The sequence below is a fragment of the Neorhizobium sp. P1_A6 genome (assembly GCF_056406795.1).
Map to the genome: position 1 here is coordinate 161,795 of NZ_JBFTZM010000007.1, position 22,351 is coordinate 184,145.

Annotated in this window: 20 protein-coding genes; 5 read left to right on the plus strand and 15 right to left on the minus strand. The window is 61.2% G+C overall.

The window, feature by feature from the left end; translation table 11 throughout:
- The first annotated feature begins 44 nt into the window (after positions 1–44).
- Entirely contained in the window at positions 45–1,001 is a 957-nt protein-coding gene (locus tag AC1D3C_RS16330; protein ID WP_477483614.1) for a zinc ABC transporter substrate-binding protein, read from the plus strand.
- Between the two features lie 96 nt (positions 1,002–1,097).
- Here the strand turns inward: AC1D3C_RS16330 and AC1D3C_RS16335 are convergent, their stop codons facing one another.
- The 10 genes from AC1D3C_RS16335 to AC1D3C_RS16380 all read right to left on the minus strand — a co-directional run bounded on the left by AC1D3C_RS16335 (position 1,098) and on the right by AC1D3C_RS16380 (position 13,390).
- Positions 1,098–1,430, minus strand: a complete 333-nt coding sequence (locus tag AC1D3C_RS16335) for an RcnB family protein (protein ID WP_477483615.1) — start codon at positions 1,428–1,430, stop codon at positions 1,098–1,100.
- Between the two features lie 125 nt (positions 1,431–1,555).
- Complete coding sequence (locus AC1D3C_RS16340) at positions 1,556–3,169, minus strand: glycoside hydrolase family 43 protein (protein ID WP_477483616.1); 1,614 nt, start codon at positions 3,167–3,169, stop codon at positions 1,556–1,558.
- 178 nt (positions 3,170–3,347) lie between these two features.
- Complete coding sequence (gene mgrA / locus AC1D3C_RS16345) at positions 3,348–4,391, minus strand: L-glyceraldehyde 3-phosphate reductase (protein ID WP_477483617.1); 1,044 nt, start codon at positions 4,389–4,391, stop codon at positions 3,348–3,350.
- 68 nt (positions 4,392–4,459) lie between these two features.
- Entirely contained in the window at positions 4,460–5,593 is a 1,134-nt protein-coding gene (locus tag AC1D3C_RS16350) for a Gfo/Idh/MocA family protein (RefSeq protein ID WP_477483618.1), read from the minus strand.
- A 23-nt stretch (positions 5,594–5,616) separates the two neighbouring features.
- Positions 5,617–6,378 (minus strand): sugar phosphate isomerase/epimerase family protein, encoded by a 762-nt coding sequence (locus tag AC1D3C_RS16355; protein WP_038543243.1) that lies wholly within the window; start codon positions 6,376–6,378, stop codon positions 5,617–5,619.
- Positions 6,379–6,402: 24 nt separating this feature from the next.
- On the minus strand, positions 6,403–8,835 hold the full coding sequence (locus AC1D3C_RS16360) for a beta-mannosidase (protein WP_477483619.1): 2,433 nt from the start codon (positions 8,833–8,835) through the stop codon (positions 6,403–6,405).
- Positions 8,836–9,094: 259 nt separating this feature from the next.
- Complete coding sequence (locus AC1D3C_RS16365; RefSeq protein ID WP_247034561.1) at positions 9,095–10,207, minus strand: ABC transporter ATP-binding protein; 1,113 nt, start codon at positions 10,205–10,207, stop codon at positions 9,095–9,097.
- Positions 10,208–10,212: 5 nt separating this feature from the next.
- On the minus strand, positions 10,213–11,142 hold the full coding sequence (locus AC1D3C_RS16370; protein WP_477483711.1) for a carbohydrate ABC transporter permease: 930 nt from the start codon (positions 11,140–11,142) through the stop codon (positions 10,213–10,215).
- A gap of 10 nt (positions 11,143–11,152) precedes the next feature.
- A complete protein-coding gene (locus tag AC1D3C_RS16375; protein WP_247034563.1) occupies positions 11,153–12,055 on the minus strand; it encodes a carbohydrate ABC transporter permease in 903 nt (300 codons plus the stop codon).
- A gap of 99 nt (positions 12,056–12,154) precedes the next feature.
- Complete coding sequence (locus AC1D3C_RS16380) at positions 12,155–13,390, minus strand: ABC transporter substrate-binding protein (RefSeq protein WP_038543251.1); 1,236 nt, start codon at positions 13,388–13,390, stop codon at positions 12,155–12,157.
- Positions 13,391–13,804: 414 nt separating this feature from the next.
- Here AC1D3C_RS16380 and AC1D3C_RS16385 point away from each other — a divergent pair, with 414 nt between their 5' ends.
- A complete protein-coding gene (locus AC1D3C_RS16385; RefSeq protein ID WP_477483620.1) occupies positions 13,805–14,857 on the plus strand; it encodes a LacI family transcriptional regulator in 1,053 nt (350 codons plus the stop codon).
- Between the two features lie 52 nt (positions 14,858–14,909).
- On the opposite strand, the gene gndA is transcribed toward AC1D3C_RS16385, so the two are convergent.
- Complete coding sequence (gndA, locus tag AC1D3C_RS16390) at positions 14,910–16,343, minus strand: NADP-dependent phosphogluconate dehydrogenase (protein ID WP_477483621.1); 1,434 nt, start codon at positions 16,341–16,343, stop codon at positions 14,910–14,912.
- Between the two features lie 185 nt (positions 16,344–16,528).
- Here gndA and AC1D3C_RS16395 point away from each other — a divergent pair, with 185 nt between their 5' ends.
- The 3 genes from AC1D3C_RS16395 (at position 16,529) to AC1D3C_RS16405 (ending at position 18,146) form a co-directional block, all read left to right on the plus strand.
- Positions 16,529–17,305, plus strand: a complete 777-nt coding sequence (locus AC1D3C_RS16395) for a helix-turn-helix domain-containing protein (protein ID WP_477483622.1) — start codon at positions 16,529–16,531, stop codon at positions 17,303–17,305.
- Between the two features lie 67 nt (positions 17,306–17,372).
- Positions 17,373–17,780, plus strand: a complete 408-nt coding sequence (locus AC1D3C_RS16400) for an SRPBCC family protein (protein ID WP_477483623.1) — start codon at positions 17,373–17,375, stop codon at positions 17,778–17,780.
- Positions 17,781–17,789: 9 nt separating this feature from the next.
- A complete protein-coding gene (locus AC1D3C_RS16405) occupies positions 17,790–18,146 on the plus strand; it encodes a VOC family protein (RefSeq protein ID WP_477483624.1) in 357 nt (118 codons plus the stop codon).
- 3 nt (positions 18,147–18,149) lie between these two features.
- On the opposite strand, the gene AC1D3C_RS16410 is transcribed toward AC1D3C_RS16405, so the two are convergent.
- The 4 genes from AC1D3C_RS16410 to AC1D3C_RS16425 form a co-directional block, all read right to left on the minus strand.
- Positions 18,150–18,863: a PAS domain-containing protein gene (locus AC1D3C_RS16410; RefSeq protein WP_247038706.1), complete on the minus strand. Its 714-nt coding sequence runs from the start codon at positions 18,861–18,863 to the stop codon at positions 18,150–18,152.
- Between the two features lie 169 nt (positions 18,864–19,032).
- Complete coding sequence (locus tag AC1D3C_RS16415) at positions 19,033–19,962, minus strand: lipid A biosynthesis lauroyl acyltransferase (protein WP_038543264.1); 930 nt, start codon at positions 19,960–19,962, stop codon at positions 19,033–19,035.
- An 11-nt stretch (positions 19,963–19,973) separates the two neighbouring features.
- On the minus strand, positions 19,974–21,002 hold the full coding sequence (locus tag AC1D3C_RS16420; RefSeq protein ID WP_007760295.1) for a zinc-binding dehydrogenase: 1,029 nt from the start codon (positions 21,000–21,002) through the stop codon (positions 19,974–19,976).
- A 59-nt stretch (positions 21,003–21,061) separates the two neighbouring features.
- Positions 21,062–22,348: a beta-ketoacyl-ACP synthase gene (locus AC1D3C_RS16425; RefSeq protein ID WP_247038704.1), complete on the minus strand. Its 1,287-nt coding sequence runs from the start codon at positions 22,346–22,348 to the stop codon at positions 21,062–21,064.
- Between the last annotated feature and the right edge of the window lie 3 nt (positions 22,349–22,351).

Genomic DNA, 22,351 nt, shown 5'->3' on the forward strand with positions numbered 1-22,351 from the left:
CGCAATTGATGTAATAACATTACTATGGAATACAAGGACGCAGCATGAAACGGGCTTCGATCTCCCTCCTCTCCGCCGCGGCATTTTTCGTGGGTGCAGGCCAAGGCTTGGCGACACCGGACGTGGTGGTTTCGATCAAGCCGATCCACTCGCTCGTCGCCTCGATCATGAAGGGTGTCGGCGAGCCGAAACTGATCGTCGATGGCGCCGCCTCGCCCCATACATTCTCGCTGAAACCCTCCAATGCCGCGGCCATCGAAAGCGCCGACGTGATCTTCTGGATCGGCCCCGGTATCGAGGCCTTCCTTGAAAAGCCGCTGGATGCGCTGGCGGCCTCGGCAACGGTGATCGAGCTGGAGGATGCACCCGGATTGCAAAAGCTGCCCTTCCGCGAGAGCGGCGCCTTCGAGGCACACGATCACGGACATGAGGCCGAGGACGTACATGAACATGGCGACCACGAGCACGACGGGCATGGCGGTTTCGACACGCATCTCTGGCTCGACCCGATGAATGCCAAGGCGATGGCTGCGGAAATCGAAAAGACGCTGGTCGGCGCCGACCCGGCGAATGCCGCCACTTATCAGGCGAATGGCGCTGCGCTGATGAAGGATCTCGACACGCTTGATACCGAGCTCAAGGCCACGATCGCGCCGGTCAAGGACAAGCCCTTCATCGTCTTCCATGATGCCTATCAATATTTCGAGCATCGTTATGGGGTGAGCGTCGCGGGTTCGATCACCGTCAGCCCCGAGACGATGCCCGGCGCCGAACGCGTCGGCCAGATCCAGAAGAAGGTGAAGGAACTCGGCGCCACCTGCGTCTTCGCAGAACCCCAGTTCGAGCCGAAGCTGGTGGCAGTGGTGACGGAAGGCACGCCTGCCCGTTCAGGCACGCTCGACCCCGAAGCCGCGACGCTGAAGCCGGGTCCCGGCCTTTATTTCGAGCTGATGCGTGGGCTCGCGAGCTCCATGAAGAATTGCCTGTCGCGGGGGACGTAAGGTCGGGCCACGAAAAGTGCGACCGCCGATACGCGTAGCGGCGAACGTGCGAGGCCTGCGGGAGGGAAGGCAAATACCCCCGCAGGCCGATCTTTCTCAGCGAGCCACGATGAAACTCGAGATCACGCCGCTCGCAATGCCGACCAGCAGGAAATCGTTGTCGACCTTGACCCAGTGATAACCGCGCGGCGGAGCCGACAGGCGGTAACGGCGATAGTCGCGGATTTCCGCCATGCGGCGACGCTCGGCGGCCGTCATGCGATGGCCCCTGGACCAACGCGGCTTTACGACCACGACCTTCTTCTGAATCGTCACCGTGCGAGTCACGGTCCTGATCCGCTCCGGAGGCGAATGACGATCCTGCGCCTGGGCCGCAAGCGGAGCGGCAAGCACGGTTGCGGAAAGAAGGATTGCAAAGAACTTTTTCATTGGGTGTTTCCTCGTGTTGACCACGCTCGGAAACTAGGACCCAAACGATGAACCGTAGCTGAATTGACGCATTACGTTTTCGTAATGAAATTAATGCGTTCCGCTGACTTCCTGATATTTAGAATTTACTGAATTAGCGCCTCATAAACGAAATAGTCGAAATCCGCAGCCTTCGCCCGTCCCGACGTGTCGAAGGCGAAGAGGCCAACAAATGCGCCGGTGAAGGAGCCGTGTTCGCCGCGGCCACCCTCGTCAGAGATGACGCCGGCATCGAGCACCGGACCAAGTTCCTGCCAATCGTTGGAGCCGCCGGCGCGCCAGAAGAATTGCAGGTCGTTGTCGCGGATCTCCATGGCGAGATGTACCGGGCCGTCGGGTACGGAAACGCCGCTCCCTGCCGGAAAGCTCATGCGCCCATGCGGAAAATCACCCGGGCAGGAAAAGATCGTCACCACGCGGCCAAGCTTTTCGTGCAGGGTCACCACCAGCGAGTGGAACTTGTGGCGATTGTAATAGTGCGTCAGGCCCGCGACCTGCTGATACGTCTCGGGCGAGAAGTCGACCACCGTCTCGGTGCGGAAGGAATGGTGTTCCTGCCGGCGGGCGACGAGCGATTGTTCGAACCAGGATCCGATGCTTTCGCGGCCGAAAAGACGCAAGTGACCGGGACGCTCGGTCAGGCTGAACAACCGTTCCGGATGAGGCGTACGCAGCCACTGGAATTCCGGCGGCAGGACCTTGTCGTCGAACGAGCGCTCCATGCGGACAGGCTGTTCGATATGCGTGACGTTGCCCGGTGCCGGCACGTCGACATCCGGCACGACGCCGCCCTGGGCGAGATAGAGCCAGTCGTCCTCCCAGATGCATTTCTGGATCGCCGTTTCGCGGCCGAGCGTGCAGCGGCGTTGCGGCGCGAGCGGCCGGCCGCAGAGATGGGTATGGTACGCTTCGCCTTCCGGCGTTTCGACGTACTGGCCATGGCCGGCTCGCTGCAGAACGGCTTTCGGATGGTCTTTCGAGGTGATGAGATGCGTCTGCGGATGCATCTCATACGGCCCGTCGATCGAACGCGCGCGCGCCATGGTGACGGCATGGTCGTACCCTGTGCCACCCTCGGCAGTCGTCAGATAGTACCAGCCGTTGCGCTTGAACACATGCGGGCCCTCGACTAGGCCGAGCGGGCTGCCGGCGAATATGTTTTTGATCGGACCCTTGAGCGCCCTCGTCTCGAAATCCCACTCCTGCAGCAGGATGCCGTCAAAGGCCGGATGTTTCGGCGCGCCGCCGTAACTCTCGGTGCGGTGGTTCCATTGCATGTTGAGGAACCACTTGCGGCCGTCGTCGTCATGGAAGAGCGTCGGATCGAACCCGGAGGAGTTCACATAGACCGGATCGGACCATTCGCCCTCAATGGTTGGCGAGGTGACGATGTAGTTGTGGGCGTCCTTGAAATTGCCATCGAAGCGTTTGACGTCCGTATAGACCAGGAAAAACAGCCCGTCGGAATAGGAAAGGCAGGGCGCCCAGATGCCGCAGCTGTCGGGATTGCCGCGCATATCGAGTTGGCTTGCCCGCTCCAGCGGCCGGCGCTTGAGCGTCCAGTTCACCAGGTCGCGCGAATGATGGATCTGCACGCCCGGATACCATTCGAAGGTGGAGGTGGCGATATAGTAATCCTCGCCGACGCGGCAGATGGACGGATCAGGATTGAAGCCCGGCAGGATGGGGTTGTGGATCATGTTCTCCTCGCAAAATAGAAACTGTGTCCTTGCCCCTCGTCCGGCTGCCGCCACCTTCTCCCCGCTTGCGGGGAGAAGGACTTCGGAGCGCCGGCCGTGCCACATCTCCCTTCTCCCCATCAGAACGGGGAGAAGGTCCCGGCAGGGGGATGAGGGGCAGCTCGAAGCCGCCCTTCCCTTACCGCGCCGGCCCTGCCCGCTCGGCCGATTTGGCCCAGAGGTTAATGTCGGCATCCTTGGCATAGGTGTCGATCTCCGCAAGTTCGGCCGCCGTGAACTCCAGATTGTCGAGCGACTTGACGCAATCCTCGACCTGTTCCGGGCGGCTGGCGCCGATCAGCGCCGTGGTCACGCGGCCGCCGCGCAGGACCCATGCGAGCGCCATCTGCGCCAGCGTCTGGCCACGCTTTTCGGCGATTGCGTTGAGCGCCTTGAGGTTGGCGATGTTTCGGTCGTTCAGGAAGGCAGGCCGCAGCGACTTGCCCTGCGCGGCACGGCTGTCTTCCGGAATGCCGCCGAGATATTTCGAGGTCAGCATGCCTTGCGCCAGCGGCGAAAAGACGATCGAGCCGATGCCGAGGTCTTCCAGCGTATCGAGCAGCCCATCTTCCTCGACCCAGCGGTTGATCATCGAATAGCTCGGCTGGTGGATGAGAACAGGCGTACCGAGTTCCTTCAGGATAGCGGTTGCTTCCTGGGTGCGCTTCGAATTGTAGGAMGAGATACCGACGTAAAGCGCCCTGCCCGAGCGGACGATGTGATCGAGTGCGCCGCACGTTTCTTCGAGAGGCGTGTCCGGATCGAAGCGGTGCGAATAGAAGATGTCGACATAGTCGAGGCCCATCCGCTTCAGGCTCTGGTCGCAGGAAGAGATCAGGTATTTGCGGCTGCCCCATTCGCCATAGGGACCCGGCCACATGTTGTAGCCGGCCTTCGATGAGATGATCAGTTCGTCGCGATATCCCTTGAAATCTTCGCGCAGGATTTGGCCGAAGGCTGTCTCGGCACTGCCGGGCAGCGGGCCATAGTTGTTGGCGAGATCGAAATGGGTGATGCCGAGATCGAAGGCCTTGCGAGCGATCGCGACCTTGCGTTCGTGCGGCGTGTCGTCGCCGAAATTGTGCCACAGGCCGAGCGAGATCGCCGGGAGTTTTAGTCCCGAACGGCCGCAGCGGTTGTATTTCATGGTTTCGTAGCGGTTGGACGCTGGTTGCCAGGTCATGGTCGTTTCCTCCGAATGAAATGCGGCGCGCCCATGTCTCAAGCGGTGCGCGCCGCATTCATAGCTGATCAGCGCAGAAGCGCCAGCGCCTCGTCGATGCCGAGCGCCGCCGGCTGGGTGCAGGTGGTCGAAAGCTCGATGAACCGCCCTTCCTCGCCGGATTTCAGGATCGAGGTCATGACGTCGACACCGTGGAGCGTGCGCTCCAGCGAGCAGCGCGCATCTCGGCCTTCGATCAGCGCCATCGCCATGTCCGCGAGACCGGCTGTGCGATAGTTGGCACGCGGCCCCTGCGGATGTTCCTGGTTGTTGATTCCAAACGGATGATCCCAAGGGTCCAGCGGCTGGATATCCTTGTTGCGACCGCTCGCTTCGACAGTGCCACCGAAGAAGTTCGGATCGGGCACGAAGATCGAGCCCTCGGTGCCGTAAAGCTCCATATTGGCGTGGCGGTGCGACCAGACATCCCAGCTTGCCGACAAGGTGATCGTAGCGCCGTTGACGAATTCGAGCAGCGCATGGATGTTGGTCGGCGTCTCGACCGGGATCACCTGGCCCTTCAGCGGTTCGCTAGTGACCAGGCGGGTCGGGTTCGCCATCGATGTCAGTGCCCCGACCCGTTTCACCGGACCGAGGAAATTGATGAGGTTGGCGATATAGTAGGGGCCGAGATCGAGGATCGGTCCGCCGCCTTCGAGGAAGAAGAAGCCGGGATTGGGATGCCACATTTCCATGCCCGGGCTCATCACGTGGCAGGTGCCCGACGTGATGCGCCCGACGCCGCCTTCGTCGATATATTTGCGGGCGAGCTGGTGCGCACCGCCGAGGAAGGTATCCGGCGCGCAACCGACCGACAGACCCTTCTCCTTGGCGAGCGCCTGCAGCGCCTTGCCCTCCTCCAGCGTGATGACGAGGGGCTTTTCCGAGTAGACGTGCTTGCCGGCTTCGAGGATCGCCTTGGAGACGGCGAAATGCGCCGCCGGTATGGTCAGGTTGACGATCACGTCGAGCTCGTCATTGGCAAGCATCTGCTCGATCGACTGCGCCTTGACGCCGTATTCCTCGGCGCGCATTTCGGCCGCGTGCTCGTTGAGATCCGCGCAGGCGAGAACCTTCAAGCCGTTGAAGAGCGGCGACAGCTTGAAGTAAGTGGTGGAAATATTGCCGCATCCCATGATGCCGACGCCAAGTTCCTTGGGCATGGAAAACTCCGGAATTCCTGTGATCAATAGGTCTTGAAGGAAGCGATCGAGCGCGTCAGCAGCCGGTCGAGATCCTTCGGGTTGTCGTGTTCGAGGACGTAATGTTTTGCGGACGTCTTTTTGAGCGCCGCCATCAGGTCCTTCCACGGAACGGTGCCGTGGCCGACATCGGCCCAGCCGTCCTCATCCGCGTTTTCGCCGGCCGGTGCGATGTCCTTGACATGAACGGCGGTGATCCGCTTGGCGTAGCTCTCGATCCAGGCGAACGGATCGGCGCCGCCGCGGATCACCCAGGCGATATCCGCTTCCCAGGCAAGGTCAGGACCACCGGCGAGGATCTGCTCCTGCGGGGTCGAGCCGTCCGGCAGCGTCTTGAACTCGAAGTCGTGGTTATGCCAGCCGAACGTATAACCGGCATCCCAATAGCGTTTGCCAACGTTCTGCAAGCGCTGACCGAAGGCGAACCATCCGGCGGCGTCGGTTGGGCGCTGGTCGGCGACGAGATGCGGGCAATAGATCGCCTCGACGCCGAGCGTCCTGGCAATCAGCAGCGCCTGTTCCGGCTCCTTTTCGAGAAGGTCAATACCGAAGTGACCGGTCGGCATGGTCAGGCCGTTGGCATCGAGATCACCCTTGAGCGTCTTCAGGCCTGCTTCGTCAAGCGTCGCATAGATGCCGCCATAACCTTCGACTTCCGTATAGCCGGCCTGCGCAACCTTCTTCAGGACATCCGAGAGCGGCGGAAAGTTGCGTGCGCAATAAAGCTGAAAACCGAGTTTCGTCATGGTGTTCCTCCCTTGATAGAGACCTCAGCCTGCCGCCTGGCAGGAATAGAGGTCGTAGATGCGGAATTGCGGGATCGCGTCCGTCGGGACGGCGGGCGTGAAGCGAATGCTGCGGCTCTCGCCGGCGGCGAGATCGAAAGCGTTATCGGAATAACGGCCGGGCGTGCCGCTCTCGATCAGCACGAAAAGGGCGAGGCTCTCGGCCTTGACGACGAGATCAAAACCTCCGTCTCCGGATGGAGACGCGGCAAGCTCAAGCCCTGCCGGTTCGAGTTCCAGGGCCTTGTAAGTGCCCGGCACATGATGCCCCTCGCCGGCCATGCCGTTCGACGCGGTAAAGCTCCAGGCGAGGATCCCGCCCTCGGGAATATCTGCGGTCGGTAACGTCAGCACGGTCACGGCCGCATCCGGCGTACAGACGGATTCCACACGCCGAAGCGAACTGCGTTCGCCCTTGAGCGTCAGGAGCGAAAGGTTGAGCGTCACCGTCACATCCTCCGCCGTGTCGTTGACGAGCGAGAAGCGGATTTCCCGGACGTCGTCGGACGGGATCGCCGCAACCGTGATCGGCTGGAAGAAGCGTTTCGCCATGTAGTGCAGCACTTTCCAGCTGCCGCCGTAATCGAGGCTCGACCAGGAGGCGACGGGCCAGGTATCGTTGAGCTGCCAGTAAAGCGCACCCATCGTATGCGGCTTCAGCGACCGCCAGAAATCGACGGCGGTCTTGATCGCCAATCCTTGCTGTACCTGGCTGAGATAGACGAAATTGGCAAAATCCGTTGGAAAGCGGAAGTTGCGGAACATCGTGCCAGCGATGCGCTCGTTGCCACCGACATTCTTCTGGTGATGCTCCATGACTGGCGAAGCGATATTCATGTCCTTGGCCGCGGCATAGGTCTCGATGACCGGCAGCGACGTATAGGACTGGAAGCCGAATTCCGAGCAGAAGCGCGGGCGGACAGAGCGGTAATTGTCGAATGGCTTGTTCTCGTGCCAGACGGACCAGTAATGCATGTCGCCCGAACCGTCCGCATGCCAGGCGTCGCCGTAATCGAGATAACCGGAAGCAGGGCTGGACGGCCACCAGATGGCGTCGGGCGCGGCCTTGTCGAGCGCCTGTTCGATGACGCGGTTCAACCGGTCGTAGGAGACGAGGTACCGGTCGCGGTTCTCACGGGACTCCGGAAACCATGTCAGCGCGCCGACAAGTTCGTTGTCGCCGCACCAGAGCACGATGGAGGGATGCGAGATCAGCCTGCGGGCCTGGTACTCGACTTCCGCCGCAACGTTTTCGAGGAAATCGGGCGTCGACGGATAGAGATTGCAGGCGAACTGAAAATCCTGCCAGACCATTAGGCCGAGGCGGTCACAGAGATCGTAGAACCAGTCCGCTTCATAAAAGCCGCCGCCCCAGACACGGATCATGTTCATGTGAGCGTCGACCGCGGAGCGCAACAGGTCCTCGGTCTTCTCCCGGCTCGATAAGGAAAACAGCGCGTCGGCCGGGATCCAGTTGGCGCCGCGGCAGAAGATTTCCCGGCCGTTGACGCGAAAGGCGAAACGGCTGCCGGCCTCGTCCGGGTCGGTCAGCAGCTCCACGGTCCTGAGGCCGATCTGGCGGGTGATGGCTTCGGTGGGGGTGCCGACCGTCAATTCGTAGAGCGCCTGTTCTCCGCTGCCGGAGGGCCACCAGAGCTTCGGGTCATCGATGTGAAAGAGGTGAGTCACCGTCGTTTCGCCGGCGCGCACGCCGCAATCGAGCCGGACCCGTTCGTCTCCGAACGAGAAGAACACCGGCAGCACGCCCTGCCCTTCGGCATGAAGCGTCACTGTGACAACGAGATCGACCTCGCCCGCCTCATGTCTCTGGCTGGTGACGATGTGTTCGATACGGGCGGTTTCGAGCTTCTTCAGCGCGATTTCGCCGTAAAGCCCGAGCGGTGCAATTGCGATATTCCAGTCCCATCCGAAATGGCATTGCGGCTTGCGCAGCATGTTGCCGTTCGGGATCGGCGAATTGGTCGTGGAATAGGGAATGTAGAACGGCTGGCGCGCCTGCCGCTCGGCCGCTTCGGCGATGCTGGAGCGGAAGAGAATGCGGACCGTATTCTCTCCGGCCCTCAGCGCTTTCGACACGTCCGGACGGTAGCGGCGGAAGCAGTTGTCCGCCTGCAGTACAGGGATGTCGTTGACGAAGACGGTCGCGACCGTATCGAGGTAGGTGATGTCGAGATACCAGGAGCCCGCGGGATCATCGAGGGTGAAGCGCCTCTCGATCGTCCAGTCTGCATTTGCGACCCATTGCACGTCGCTCTCGTTGCGGCCGAAATACGGATCGGGAATGATGCCGGCCGACTTCAGCGCAGTGTGAACGTCGCCCGGGATCGGCATCTGGGTGCGATGCGTTCCGTCGGCAGAGGCGAGCTGCCAGGAGCCGGAGAGGTCGATCGTGGTCATTGCACCGGTCCGCAAAATTCATGGCGTGCCGTGCCAGCCCCCCTCTGTCCTGCCGGACATCTCCCCCACGGGTGGGGAGATTGGCTGGGGGCCTGTTCACCAGTCCCACTATAAACGCCGGGGATGGCGAGACGTTGCAGCGAGTCGATCTCCCCCCTTGTGGGGAAGATGTCCGGCAGGACAGAGGGGGGTATTACCTGCCGCGACGACAATTGCCCCAAGGGCAATCGGCCCATCTGCAACTGACTGCACGCAAACATCAGATCCGCTCTTCCGTTCCCGCGTCGAACAGCGAAGCCATGCTCATGTCGAAGGCGAGGCGCACCTTGGCGCCGACGGCGTAACGCCGTGCGCCGCCGATGCGAACAGACATCACGTGGCCGGCATGTTTCAGCCATAGCAGGTTGTCGGCGCCCATCGGCTCCTCGATATCGACCACCGCCTCATGGATTTCGCCGCCGGTGATATCGCCATCCACCTTGATATGCTCCGGACGGGCGCCGAGGATGACCTGGCGTCCGGGTTTCAGCGGTTCGGAGGCATCATAGCCATCCAAGGAGAAACTGACGCCATTGGTCTTGAAGACGGTATGATCGCCCTCCTCCGCCAGTTCTCCTTTCAGAAAATTCATCGACGGGGAACCGATGAAGCCGGCGACGAAACGGTTCCTGGGCCGGTTGTAGATCGTTACCGGATCGTCGAGCTGCTGAATGACGCCGCTCTTCATGATGGCGATACGGTCGGCAAGCGTCAGCGCCTCGATCTGGTCGTGGGTGACGTAGATCATCGTGTTCTTGAGCGCCTGATGCAGCCGCTTGATCTCGACGCGCAGTTCGGAGCGCAGTTTTGCGTCGAGGTTCGACAGCGGCTCGTCGAACAGGAAGACGTCGACGTCGCGCACCAGGGCGCGGCCGATCGCGACGCGCTGGCGCTGACCGCCGGAGAGTTCCGAGGGCTTGCGCTTCAAGAGCGGCTCGATCTGCAGAATGCCGGAAGCGCGTGCCACGCGGCGGTCGATCTCGTCCCTCGGAACCTTGGCAACGCGCAGGCCGAACGAGAGGTTCTTCTCAACCGTCATCTGCGGATAGAGCGCGTAGGACTGGAACACCATGCCGATGCCGCGGTCCTTGGGCTCTTCCCAGGTGACGTTCTTGTCCTTGATGAATATCTGGCCCTCGGTCGGCTCCAGAAGTCCGGCGATGCAGTTCAGCAGCGTGGACTTGCCGCAGCCCGACGAGCCGAGCAGGACCAGGAACTCGCCGTCATGGATGTCAAGGTTGAGGTTTTCCAGCACCTTGACCGAGCCGAAGGACAGCGACAGTTCTCGGATGGAAACGCTGCTCTGAGTGCGCGTGGAAACATTGTTGAGCATCAGGCTTATCCTTTGACTGCGCCGGCCGCGATGCCGCGGACGAAAAGCCGGCCGGAAACGAAATAGACGATCAGTGGAACCGCACCCGTCAGCAGCGTCGCCGCCATGTTGACGTTGTATTCCTTCACGCCCTGGACGGAATTGACGATGTTGTTGAGCTGTACGGTCATCGGATAGGTATCCGGGCGGGTGAACACCACGCCGAACAGGAAGTCGTTCCAGATGCCGGTGGTCTGCAGGATCATCGAGACGACGAAGATCGGCAGCGACATGGGCAGCATGATCCGCAAATAGATCTGCCAGAACCCTGCCCCGTCGATGCGCGCCGCCTTGAAAAGTTCTTCCGGCAGCGAGACGAAATAGTTGCGGAACAGCAGCGTCTGGATCGGCATGCCGAAGATCGAATGCACCAGAATGAGACCGTAGAGCGTGCCGTAGAGGCCCATTTCGCGCAGCACGATGACGATCGGATAGATCATCACCTGATAGGGGATGAAGGCGCCGACGATCAGGATCGTGAAAAAGATCTCCGAACCCTTGAACCGCCAGTTGGCGAGCGCGTAGCCGTTCACCGAGGCGATCGCGATCGACACGATCACCGATGGCACGGTGATCCGAACCGAGTTCCAGAAGCCGCGCGAAAGACCGTCGCAGTTCAAGCCCGTGCAGGCCTGCGCCCAGGCCTTCACCCAGGGCTCGAAGGTGATCTCCATCGGCGGCGAGAAGATATTGCCGAGACGAATTTCGGGCATGCCCTTCAGCGACGTGACGACCATCACATAGAGAGGCAGAAGGTAATAAAGTGCCGCCAGGCCAAGCGCACCGTAGACGATGATATTGCGCGACGAGAGAACCTTGCGGGGGCGTTTTCCCTGCGGACCGGCTTCCAGCCGGGAACCGGCCGGCCCGGAGATGGCGGCCCCTGAAATGGGCATCGTGAGCGATTTATCCACGCTTGCGTCCTCCGAATTCGAGATAGGCCCAGGGAACGATGATGATGGCGACGGCGAGCAGCATCATCGTGGATGCGGCAAAGCCCTGGCCGAGGTTCTGGGCGAAGAACATGTAGTCGTAGACGTATTTGGCAGGCACGTCGGAGGCGATGCCGGGTCCGCCGCTCGTCTGCGCCACGACAAGGTCGTAGATCCTGACGATGCCGCTGGCGATGATGACCAGGGTAGTGACGAAGACCGGCCTCATCATCGGGATGATGATGAAGAGGTAGGTCTTCCACATGGGGATGCCGTCGACGCGTGCGGCCTTCCAGATGTCCTCGTCGATGCCGCGAAGCCCCGCAAGCATCAGGCACATGACAAGCCCCGTCCCCTGCCAGAGTGCAGCGATCAGGATGCCGTAGATGACGATATCGGAATTGTAGAGTGGATCGAACGCGAAGCTCGTCCAGCCAAGCGAGCGTATGACCGATTGCACGCCGAATTCAGGATTGAGGATCCACTGCCAGACAAGGCCGGTGACGATGAAGGACAGCGCGAACGGATAGAGGAAGATCGTCCGGAACGTGTTTTCGAACCGGATCTTCTGATCCATCAACGCGGCCAGCAGGAAGCCGATGGTCAGGCTGAAAATCAGCGACAGGCACCCGTAGGTCGCCAGATTTTGGATCGAGACGATCCAGCGCGGCGTATCCCAGAGCCGCTCGTACTGTTCCAGGCCGACGAAGGACAGGCGTGGCAGGAGCTTGGAATTTGTAAAGGAATAAACGACGGTCCAGATCGTGCCGCCGAGGAAGATCACCACGGCCGTCAGCATCATCGGGATCGAGGCAATCTTCGAATTGAGATTGCGGAATAATTGGTTGGGTCGGCCGGGCTGAGTGTGCGCCGCCATGGTCAACTCCTCTGGATGGCAAAGGCTGCTGGAAGCGAGCCACCACCGGCCCCGCCCCTTTCGGACGCGGAGCCGGCTGTTGGATCGCTGTCTGTCGGATCAACCGGCCTTGGAGAAAATAGCCACGAAGCGCTTCTGGGCTTCCTCGGCAGTGATCGAGGTATTGGCGAAGAACTGCGACATCAGGTCTTCCAGCTGCTTCTGCGTATCCTGCGTGATGAGCTGGTCGGTGCTGGTGACGACATTGCCCTTGGCAAGGATCTCGAGGCCCTTCTTCATGCAGTCGTTGGCGGCCGCAAGATCGACGTCGCCACGCACCGGCAGCGAGCCCTTCTTGAGGTTGAAGGCAACCTGCGTCTTGGCATCGAGAAGCGTCGAGGCAAGTACTTCCTGCGCTTTCGTCTTCGCCGCATCCTTGAGGACCGGGAAGTAGAAGGCGTCACCGGCGGTCGAGATGATCTCGTTCACGCCGAGGCCCGGCAAGCAGGTATAGTCGACACCGGCTTTTTTGCCGGCCAGCTGGAATTCGCCCTGCGCCCAGTCGCCCATGATCTGGCCGCCGGCCTTGCCGGTGATCACCATGTTGGTCGCCTGGTTCCAATCCTGGACGTTGGTGCCCTTCGACATCTTGCGGGCGTCGTCGGCTGCCTTGAAGACCTTGGCCATTTCCGGACCGGCCGCGACCTTTGCGTCCTTGTCGCCATAGACCTTCTGGTAGATCTCCTTGCCGCCGATCGCGACCGTCAGCACGCTGAACAGGCCGGTCGACTGCCAGGCCTGACCGCCGATTGCGAGCGGCACGATGCCTGCCTTTTCAAGCGCCGGGGCTGCTGCGACATATTCGTCCCAGTTCTTCGGAACCGCAACGCCCGCCTTCTTGAAGGCGTCGTTGGAAAGCCACAGCCATTGCCAGGAATGGATGTTGAGCGGCACGCAATAGATCTTGCCTTCGAAAGTGCAGGATTTCAGCAGGCCCGCAGGGCGGACGATCTTGTCCCAACCTTCCTTCTTGGCGAGATCGGTGAAGTCGCGCATCAGGCCAGCCTGGACCAGTTCTTCGGCCTGGCGGCCGTGGTTGAACTGGGTGGCTGCCATCGGATCGCCGCCGGTGATACGGCTGATCATGATCGGACGGGCGGTACCGCCGGAACCTGCAATCGCGCCGTCAACCCATTTGTTGCCGGTTGCGTTGAAAGCCTTGGCGAGTTCCGCGACAGCGGCAGCCTCGCCCCCGGACGTCCACCAATGGGTGACTTCGAGATCGGTGGCGTGAGCCGCACCAAGCGGCAGCATCACGGTTGCGGCAAGAACAGCCGCCATAGAACGAATATTCATGAGTCTCCTCCCTCACTGAAACGTTGCCGTAAAAACGTAGGGCAATCCCGGATATCGCGCAACCGGTTTTGTCGGAAAAAATTTGTTGGCGCAGAGAATGCAACCTGAAGAAGATACCACCGTATTTCGACGGTCAGCGAATTTGTTCTTCAAGGGGACGAACAGCCACGTAACAGGCGTCAATTCGCCGATATCAGGCAGCCTACCTTTCGCGCCTGCAAAAATTTCTTTCGCATCTGCGTTGTGCAACTCAGAGGAAGGTGGTTCCTGTATCGGGCAAAATTCCTCTCGACATTTTACCTGTATCGTTTCAGTTATAATTTTCGTGTTGGAGGACAGGGAGGTGTCGCGACGTTTCCAGGCAAGCTTGGGCCCTTTATAGTGGCCACCTGACTCGAGCAGCGACGGCAAATCATGGATGACAGCGGAAGATCTAGGACGGGCGGAACGCAGACGGCGGTCCGTGAACGTCCTACCTTGAAAACAATCGCCTATATGACGGGCCTCGGCATCACCACCGTTTCACGTGCGTTGAAAGATGCGCCGGATATCGGCGCCGACACCAAGGAACGCGTCCGCCTTGTTGCCAACCAGCTCGGCTATCAACCGAACCGCGCCGGAGTGCGCCTCAGAACCGGCAAGACCAACGTCATCGCCCTCGTGCTCAGCATCGACGAGGAGCTGATGGGCTTCACCAGCCAGATGGTGCACGGCATTTCCGAAGTGCTGGGCGGCACGCAATATCACCTCGTGGTGACGCCGCATTCCTTTCAGAAGGACCCGATGGTGCCGGTACGCTATATCCTCGACACCGGCTCGGCGGACGGGGTGATCATCTCGCGTATCGAGCCCGACGACGCGCGGGTGCGGCTGATGACGGAGCGGAATCTGCCCTTCGTCACCCACGGCCGCACCGACATGGGGATCGTCCATCCCTATCACGACTACGACAACGAGGCTTACGCCTATAAGGCCGTTCAGAAATTGGTAGGGAAAGGCCGTCGGAGGATTGCGTTCCTGTCGCCGGGAAGCCGCTTCTCATTCTACGTCCACAGTCGCGTGGGCTTCGAACGCGGGCTTGCCGATTTCGGTGCAACCGAAGTGCCGATGGGCCGGGTGACCAGCGAGACGCCGCTTGAAGAAACACGCGCCTACGCGGAACGGATGATGCGCGCGGCCGAGCCGCCGGATGGCATCATTTCGATCAGTGGATCGGCGACGATCGCGCTGGTAGCCGGGCTCGAGGCCGCCGGCAAGAAACTGGGCCACGACGTCGATATGGTATCGAAACAGTCGGCCGACTTCCTCAACTGGATTCGCCCGGAGATCTATACGGTCAGCGAGGATGTTCGCCAAGCCGGGCGCGAACTCGCCAAGGCCCTGATGGCGCGCATCGACGGCGTCGGGCCGGAACTGCTGCAGAGCGTCTCAAAGCCCGTCTGGTCGAAGATGGCGCCGAAGGACTGAAACGAAAACGCCCGCCGGATTGGCGGGCGTTTTGCGTTGCGTGGATCAATGATCAGGCAAATTCGCTAAGGCCGCTGCCCCATGGGCCGTGATGCTTGTCGACGCCGTCGAGGCGGTCGAAGCCATGGGCCCCGAAGAAGTCGCGCTGAGCCTGGATGAGGTTCGCCGTGCCACGGCCGCGACGATAGGCGTCGAAATAGGAGAGCGCCGAGGCGAGCGCCGGAACCGGCAGGCCGGAGAGAGCGGCGTAAGAAACGACGCGACGCAACGGAGCGTCGGTATCCTTGACCATCTGCGCAAAGGCCGGCGTGACGATCAGGTTGGCGACATGCGGATCCTTGGTAAAGGCCGAGGTGATCTCGTCGAGGAAGGCCGAGCGGATGATGCAGCCGGCGCGCCAGATCTTGGCGATCGTCGGCATCGGCAGGTTCCAGTTATATTCGGCGGACGCTGCCGACATGACGGCGAAACCCTGCGCATAGGCGGCGATCTTGGCAGCAAGCAATGCGCTTTCGAGGTCGGCGATGAAAGCAGCCTTATCCTTCGGCGCTTCCGCGACCTTCGGGAGGCCAAAAATCTTTTCGGCAGCCAGGCGTTCGGTTCTCTGGGACGAGAGGACGCGGCCGGCGACGGCTGCCTCGATGGCGGTCGCGGCAACGCCCATGTTCTGGGCTTCGATAACCGACCACTTACCAGTGCCCTTCTGGCCGGCAGCATCGACGATGACGTCGATCATTGGCTTGCGGGTGATCGGATCGGCTGCCTTCAGCACCGTCTGGCTGATCTCGATCAGGTAGGAATTGAGCCGACCCTCGTTCCATTTGCCGAACACGTCGCCGATTTCGGAGGCGCTCATGCCGAGGCCGTCGCGCAGGATCCCGTAGATCTCGGCGATCATCTGCATGTCGGCATATTCGATGCCGTTATGGATGGTCTTGACGAAATGGCCGGCGCCGTTTTCGCCGAGCCAGGCAACGCAGGGCTCGTTGTTGAACTTGGCGGAGATCGAGGTCAGCACCTTCTCGACGCGCTTCCAGCTTTCCTCGGTGCCGCCGACCATGATCGACGGCCCGTGGCGCGCGCCCTCTTCACCGCCGGAAACGCCCATGCCGATGAAGGTCAGGCCGCTGTCCTTCAGATTGTCGAAGCGACGCATCGTGTCGCGGAAATTCGCATTGCCGGCATCGATCATGATGTCGCCGGCCGAAAGGTAGGGCTTCAGAAGCTCCATCTGCTGATCGACCGGATCGCCGGCCTTGATCATGATGATGATCGGCCGCGGCGGACGGATGGCGGCGACGAATTCTTCGAGTGTCTCGCAGGGGACAAGCTGGCCCTGCAGTTCGCCGGCTTCGGCGTAGAACTTGCGGGTCGCTTCCGGAGATCGGTTGAAGACGGCGATCTTATTGCCTTTTTCGGCAATGTTGAGCGAGAGGTTAGAGCCCATGACGCCGAGCCCGATAAGGCCGATTTCTGCCTGTTCCACGGATGTGCCTCCATATTGAGATTCGAGGGTGTTGTCGCATTCATATAGGGAAACGGCAAGGCGATGGCCACGCTAAACGATTAAATTTCCATGACACTCTGTCTTCGTCGCGGCGGCGCAGCGGCCTGTTTTCTCCGCGGCGGATGGCGTCTTGCGGCTGCCAAATTCCGATGCCACAAGGAGGTATGAATACGGCCAAAGATATGCGCAAAGATACGCCGATACTGGCAATGCGCGCCGGCACTTACCGAGAGCGACCGGCGCACGGGACGCTTTCGAGGCTGTTTTTCCGTGTCTGGTCGCACCGCCTGCCGCAGGAATTCGAGGGTCAGATTGCCGTCGTGCCGGACGGCTGCTCGGACCTGATCTGGGTTGGCGGTCAATTGATGGTGATTGGCCCTGACCGCACCGCCGCCTTCCCTGCCCTCGCCCCCGGTGAAACCATCCTCGGTCTGCGCTTCAGGGCGGGTGCCGCCCTGCGCTGGCTTGACGTCCCGTTGAGTGAGCTGGTTGGACGCGCCGTCCCGCTCCGCGAGCTCCGGGACGACGTTCGGACGGTAGAGGAGCGGCTGGCCGAAGCAAACTGCCCAATTGTAAGGCGGCGGCTGCTCGAGGCTTGGGCGGCAGGAGAGGCATCACTGGCCGCCGAGCCCCAAAACGCGATGGGAATGCTCTTTGATGAGCTCGGCAGCGGCGTGCTGCATGGCACGTCGGCAACGCAGGCACTCGGCGAACGCACCTTGCGCCGCCAGAGCCACGATCACTTCGGATATGGGCCGAAAACTCTCGAGCGCATTCTTCGCCTCCAGCGCTTTCTTCGCATGGTCCGCCAGCCCGCATCCGGAAATCTCGCCATTCTCGCGCTTGAGGCCGGTTACGCTGATCAGGCGCACATGACCCGCGACGTGAAGGAGCTGACGACCTTTACACCTTGGGAAATCCGCAGACAGATCTGCAGCTGATTGTCCGTTTTGTTCAAGAACCGTCGTTTCTCTTCGGATAGACCGAGGGGAAACTGAGGAGGCTACCATGACCACCCTGCCTGCCCGTATAATTCATATCGGCATCGAGAGACCTTGGCAGCACGTCTACGCCTTCGCGAGCCAGCCTGAAAACATGCCGCTCTGGGCATCCGGCCTTGCTGCCGGGCTTACCCGGGACGGTGACCACTGGATCGGCGACGGCGGACCGGTCGGCCTGGTGCGCGTGCGGTTCTCGCCCGACAATCCGTTCGGCATCCTCGACCACACGGTGATGATGGAAAACGGTCTCGTGGTCGAGAACCCGTTGCGCGTCGTGGCAAACGGTGATGGAGCGGAAATCATGTTCACGCTGTTCCAGCGCCCGGACCTTGACGACTCGGCTTTCGAGGCAGATGCCGCCCATGTGCGGAAGGATCTCAGGGCGCTGAAGAACCTGCTGGAAGAAACCAAATAGGAGGGCCCGATGGGAACCAAGGGAGCGGATCGCAAGATCGATTATATCGAGTTCAACGTGAAGGACGTCGAAGCCGCCAAGGCTTTTTACGGCTCGGCCTTCGGCTGGATTTTCACGGACTATGGACCGGACTACTGCGAGTTTCAGGACGGAAGGCTGACGGGCGGTTTTGCGAAGTCGACGGACGTAACAGCCAAAGGCGGCCCACTCGTCATTCTTTTCGCGGACGACCTGGAAAATGCCCTTGAGCGGGTCGGTAAAGCCGGTGGCCGGATCGTCAAGCCGATCTTCTCGTTCCCCGGGGGGCGGCGTTTCCATTTCGCCGATCCGGAGGGCTACGAGCTGGCCATCTGGTCCGACAAGTAAAGGTCAGGCAGCGGGGCGCCGGCGGCGGTCGGCTGTTTCCTGCATGACCAGGAGCGCGCCGATCAGTTGTGAAGAGCCAGAAACACAGGGAGACATGCGGCAACGGACGACGACCGTCTGGCCGTCGGTCTGATCCGCGTAAGTCAATGATATGCTCTCGCCCGCAAAGCAGCGATCCAGGTTCGGCTTGAAATCGTTCTTGAAACGGTGAAGGCCGACGAATTCAGCAAAATGCCGGCCGATCAGCGCGTCGCGATCGAGATCAAGACGGCGTGCGTTGGTCTCGTTGGAGTAGAAGATCCGATATCCGGGCGCGATCACCACGATACGGTCGGAAATCCGATTGAGCAGAGCGTCGTCGAGAAAACCGTCTGCCGTCGCATCGGCGATCACACCATGATCGAGCGATTCCGGCTCCGGACGGCGATTGGCCGACAGACCGGTCTCCTGAACGACGTAGCGTTCCACAAGCATCTGCAGCAAATGACCGTTGCGGCGGACGCAGCCGCGGTCATCGGCCTCTTCGTTCAAGAGGTCGAGTGCAAAGCGGAATTGCGCCTGTATGCTGGCCGGATCCTTGCTCTGGCTCGAAAACACAGCGAGCAGAAGCGGATCGAGGTCACGATCGAGCGAAGCGGTTGCGTTATCGTCATTGCGTTCGACGGCCTGCCGTAGATCGGCATATTTTGACCAAAACAGATCGATCAACGCTTCCAAAATGCCCTCCCCCTCGTGCCGGAGATTATCGCCGATCGTTCCTCAAGATCGGCGCCTCCGATATCCAATGCGATTCAGATTAATTTATTCCTCAAAAGCAGACCCGATTTATAGCCGGTGACTTAAAGTAAAATTGCAGTAATGCGGTCAGAAAAATCTCAAAATCTGCTTAGAGATAGCGCTTGATATGCCACCGGTCGTGGTACCAGAGCCACTGTTCGGGATATTCGCGAACCCAGCTTTCCACCTTGTCGTTGAGGAGCTGCCCGGTCGCCTGGAGATCGAGTTTGCCGTTGGCGTCCCGCGGCAGTTCGACCTTCGGTTCGATCTCGAGCCGGAAACGATTGCCCGGCAGTCGGATGCAGCGAGCCGGATAGACTTCGGCATCGAACTGCCGAACCAGCTTTGCGAGCAATGGGCTCGTCTGGACGGGCTGGCCGAAAAAGCTGGTCTTGAGGCCCTTGCGGAATTTCTGATCCACCAGAACGCCGACACCGCCGCCCGTTTCGAGCTTACGCGCCAGAGCAAACGAAGAGCCCGCATGCGATGGCACCAGCTGGCCCATGCGGGCGCTACGGAAGGCGAACACCTTGTCGGCGATATAGGGATTGTTCGGCGGCCGGAACAGCACCGTCACTTCGAGGCCGAAGGCATTGCCGGCGACCGGCAGCAGTTCGAAATTGCCTGTATGGGCCGTGAAGACGATGAACGGACGCGGATTGTCACGAAGATCGGCGAAGATCGGAATGCCGGAGACTTCCACCCTGCCCGGCTTCTCCTGTTCCGGATCGAAATCGAACAGCCGGTCGAGGAACACGTATTCGGCGGCGAGCCGGCCCATATGGCCCCAGCTCGCTATGGCGATCTGCTCAAGTTCCTCGTCGGTCTTTTCCGGATAGGCGTTGCGCAGATTGACAAGCATCAGCTTGTGGCGGCCGAGCTTTGGCCCGATGCGCCGCGCCATCCGGTCGGCGAACCGGATGCCCGGATCCGCCGGAAAGATCTTCAGGAAATTCAGGAGCCCGAACGCGCTCTGCGCCACCAGCCATTGCTGGAAGTGGAGTAGCGCCAGAGCGATCCGGGTAAGGAACATCTTCACGGGGGGACGCCTCAGTCCATCCGGAGCACGATCTTGCCGAACACCTGGCGGGTTTCCATTCGCTCCAGCGCCTTGTCGATCTCGGCGAAGGTGACTTCCGTGTCGATCACCGGATGAACGATGCCCTGAGCCATCTTCTGCATGGCATTCGCCATGTTCTCCATGCGGCAGCCGAACGAGCCGAACAGCTTCAGCTGCTGCTGGAAGAGCATCATCAGGTTCATGTCGGTCGAGACGCCGGACGTGGAGCCGCAGGTGACGAGGCGGCCGCCGCGCTTCATGCACAGCATCGAGCCGGCCCAGGTATCCTTGCCGACATGTTCGAAGACGACGTCGACGCCCTTCTTCTTGGTGAGCTTGCGCACCACGCCTTCAAAACGGTCGGTGCGGTAGTTGATGACGTGATCTGCGCCGAGTGCCTTGGCCCGTTCGATCTTGTCGTCCGAGCCGACCGTGGTGATCACCGTGCAGCCGATCTTCTTGGCGAGCTGGATCGCCGCCGTGCCGATGCCCGAACCGCCTGCGTGAACCAGGATGGTTTCGCCCGGCTGCAGCTTGGCATTGTCGAACAACATATGCTCGACGGTCCCGAACGTGACCGGTGCGAGCGCTGCGGCAACCGCATCGACGCCCGGAGGTGCAGGCACGAGCAGGCGGGCCGGCAGGTTGGCCTTTTCCTGTGCGAAGCCATCGAGGTGGAAGCCGTGCACGCCGGAGACGTGTTCGCAGAGATTGTCGCGCTTCTCGCGGCAGGGCTTGCAGAGGCCGCAGGTGCGCGCGCCGTAGATCGATACGAGCTGGCCCGGCAGGACGTTCGAAACGCCCGGCCCGATCGCCTCGACGACGCCGGAAGCTTCCGCTCCGATCGTCAGCGGCATCTTGCGCTTGGCGAACGCCATGCCACGCCAGCCCCAGACGTCGATATGGTTGAGCGCGACGGCTTTGACCCGCAGCGTTACCTCGCCCGGGCCGGGGGCTTCCGGCTCGGGAATGTCCACCGCTTCGAGCTTCCGGTCATCGATCAGTTGCAGAGCGCGCATAATAGGTCTTCCTTCGCCCGGAGGCGTCCCAATTCGTCAAACGTGATTGGCGACGGTCTCTAAGCTGGTTCCAGCGTCATGACAAGGCTGGCGTTCTGTCCGCCGAAGCCGAATGAGTTGGAAAGCACCGCCTTCGGCTGCCCATCCCGCTTCTTGTTCGGCACCACGTCGAGCACGATCGTCGGATCGGGGTTGGTGTAGTTGATGGTCGGCGGCAGCGTACCGGTCAGCATCGTCTGGATGGAGAAGACGGCCTCGACGGCGCCGGCCGCTGTCAGCGTATGGCCGATCATCGACTTGTTGGAGGAAACCGGGATTTCCTTCAACCGATCGCCGAAGACGGCGAGCATCGCGCCATACTCCATCTTGTCGTTTTCCGGCGTCGAGGTGCCATGCGCATTGATATAGCCGATGCTGCCCTCGTCCATGCCGGCGTCTGCCAGCGCCGCGCGGATCGTCGCAATTGCCGGGCCGCCGTCAGGCGAAGAACGGGTGCGGTGGAAATGGTCGGCCTTTTCGCCGCAGCCCTTCATGATGCCGAGCACCTTGGCGCCGCGGGCGATGGCCGATTCGAGCGATTCGAGCACCAGCGTCGCCGCGCCTTCGGCGATGACAAACCCGTCGCGGTCCTTGCTGAACGGCTTTGACGCCTTTTCCGGCGGATCATTCTGAGTGGAGAGTGCGGAGAGGAGCGAGAAGCGGATCAGTGCTTCGGCGCTGACCGAACCGTCGGTCGCAACCACCAGCGAGCGATCGGTGCGGCCCTGACGGATCGCTTCGACGCCGAGCTGGATGGCGGTGACACCGGAGGCACAGGCCGTCGAGAGGGTCACGGGCAGGCCGCGCGTGCCGAACTTGTCGGCGAGGCGTTCGGAGATCGACCCGAATTGCACGGCTTCGAGGAAGACCGGATCGGGACGTTCGCGCATGGCGGCGAGGAAACGGTCATAGGCGTCGCCTTCGGCCTTCGACGGCGGAGCGCGGTCGGCAAGCGCGAAACGATCGCTCCATTCCGGCTCGACCGGCGGTGCGGCAAGAAAGAGCGGTCCGTCGAAATCGCCGGAAAGACCCGACTGCGCAAGCGCTTCGACCGTCGTCTCGCGGGCAAAAGCGAAGGAACGTTCGACAGAGTTTTCGGCCGGAACGGCAATGAAATCCACCGTGCCTGCGATCCGGGTGGAAAGGCCCTCGGTCGGGAAGCGGGTCACCTTGTGGATGCCGGAGGTGCCGGAGGTCAGCGCCGCCCAGTTGTCGGCAAGGCCCTGGCCGAGCGAGGTAATGACGCCCATGCCGGTGATCGCGATGATCGGACGGCCGAGATGATCCTTGAAGCGGTTGTCGCTCATCAA

Bases quoted from the DNA above. Each gene is read 5' to 3' on its own strand.
- AC1D3C_RS16355 (WP_038543243.1), bottom strand. From the start codon at position 6,378: ATGACGAAACTCGGTTTTCAGCTTTATTGCGCACGCAACTTTCCGCCG.
- AC1D3C_RS16330 (WP_477483614.1), top strand. From the start codon at position 45: ATGAAACGGGCTTCGATCTCCCTCCTCTCCGCCGCGGCATTTTTCGTG.
- AC1D3C_RS16350 (WP_477483618.1), bottom strand. From the start codon at position 5,593: ATGCCCAAGGAACTTGGCGTCGGCATCATGGGATGCGGCAATATTTCC.
- AC1D3C_RS16370 (WP_477483711.1), bottom strand. From the start codon at position 11,142: ATGCCCATTTCAGGGGCCGCCATCTCCGGGCCGGCCGGTTCCCGGCTG.
- AC1D3C_RS16405 (WP_477483624.1), top strand. From the start codon at position 17,790: ATGGGAACCAAGGGAGCGGATCGCAAGATCGATTATATCGAGTTCAAC.
- AC1D3C_RS16340 (WP_477483616.1), bottom strand. From the start codon at position 3,169: ATGATCCACAACCCCATCCTGCCGGGCTTCAATCCTGATCCGTCCATC.
- AC1D3C_RS16385 (WP_477483620.1), top strand. From the start codon at position 13,805: ATGGATGACAGCGGAAGATCTAGGACGGGCGGAACGCAGACGGCGGTC.
- AC1D3C_RS16420 (WP_007760295.1), bottom strand. From the start codon at position 21,002: ATGCGCGCTCTGCAACTGATCGATGACCGGAAGCTCGAAGCGGTGGAC.
- AC1D3C_RS16425 (WP_247038704.1), bottom strand. From the start codon at position 22,348: ATGAGCGACAACCGCTTCAAGGATCATCTCGGCCGTCCGATCATCGCG.
- AC1D3C_RS16335 (WP_477483615.1), bottom strand. From the start codon at position 1,430: ATGAAAAAGTTCTTTGCAATCCTTCTTTCCGCAACCGTGCTTGCCGCT.
- AC1D3C_RS16380 (WP_038543251.1), bottom strand. From the start codon at position 13,390: ATGAATATTCGTTCTATGGCGGCTGTTCTTGCCGCAACCGTGATGCTG.
- AC1D3C_RS16365 (WP_247034561.1), bottom strand. From the start codon at position 10,207: ATGCTCAACAATGTTTCCACGCGCACTCAGAGCAGCGTTTCCATCCGA.
- AC1D3C_RS16375 (WP_247034563.1), bottom strand. From the start codon at position 12,055: ATGGCGGCGCACACTCAGCCCGGCCGACCCAACCAATTATTCCGCAAT.
- AC1D3C_RS16400 (WP_477483623.1), top strand. From the start codon at position 17,373: ATGACCACCCTGCCTGCCCGTATAATTCATATCGGCATCGAGAGACCT.
- AC1D3C_RS16360 (WP_477483619.1), bottom strand. From the start codon at position 8,835: ATGACCACGATCGACCTCTCCGGCTCCTGGCAGCTCGCCTCTGCCGAC.
- AC1D3C_RS16395 (WP_477483622.1), top strand. From the start codon at position 16,529: ATGAATACGGCCAAAGATATGCGCAAAGATACGCCGATACTGGCAATG.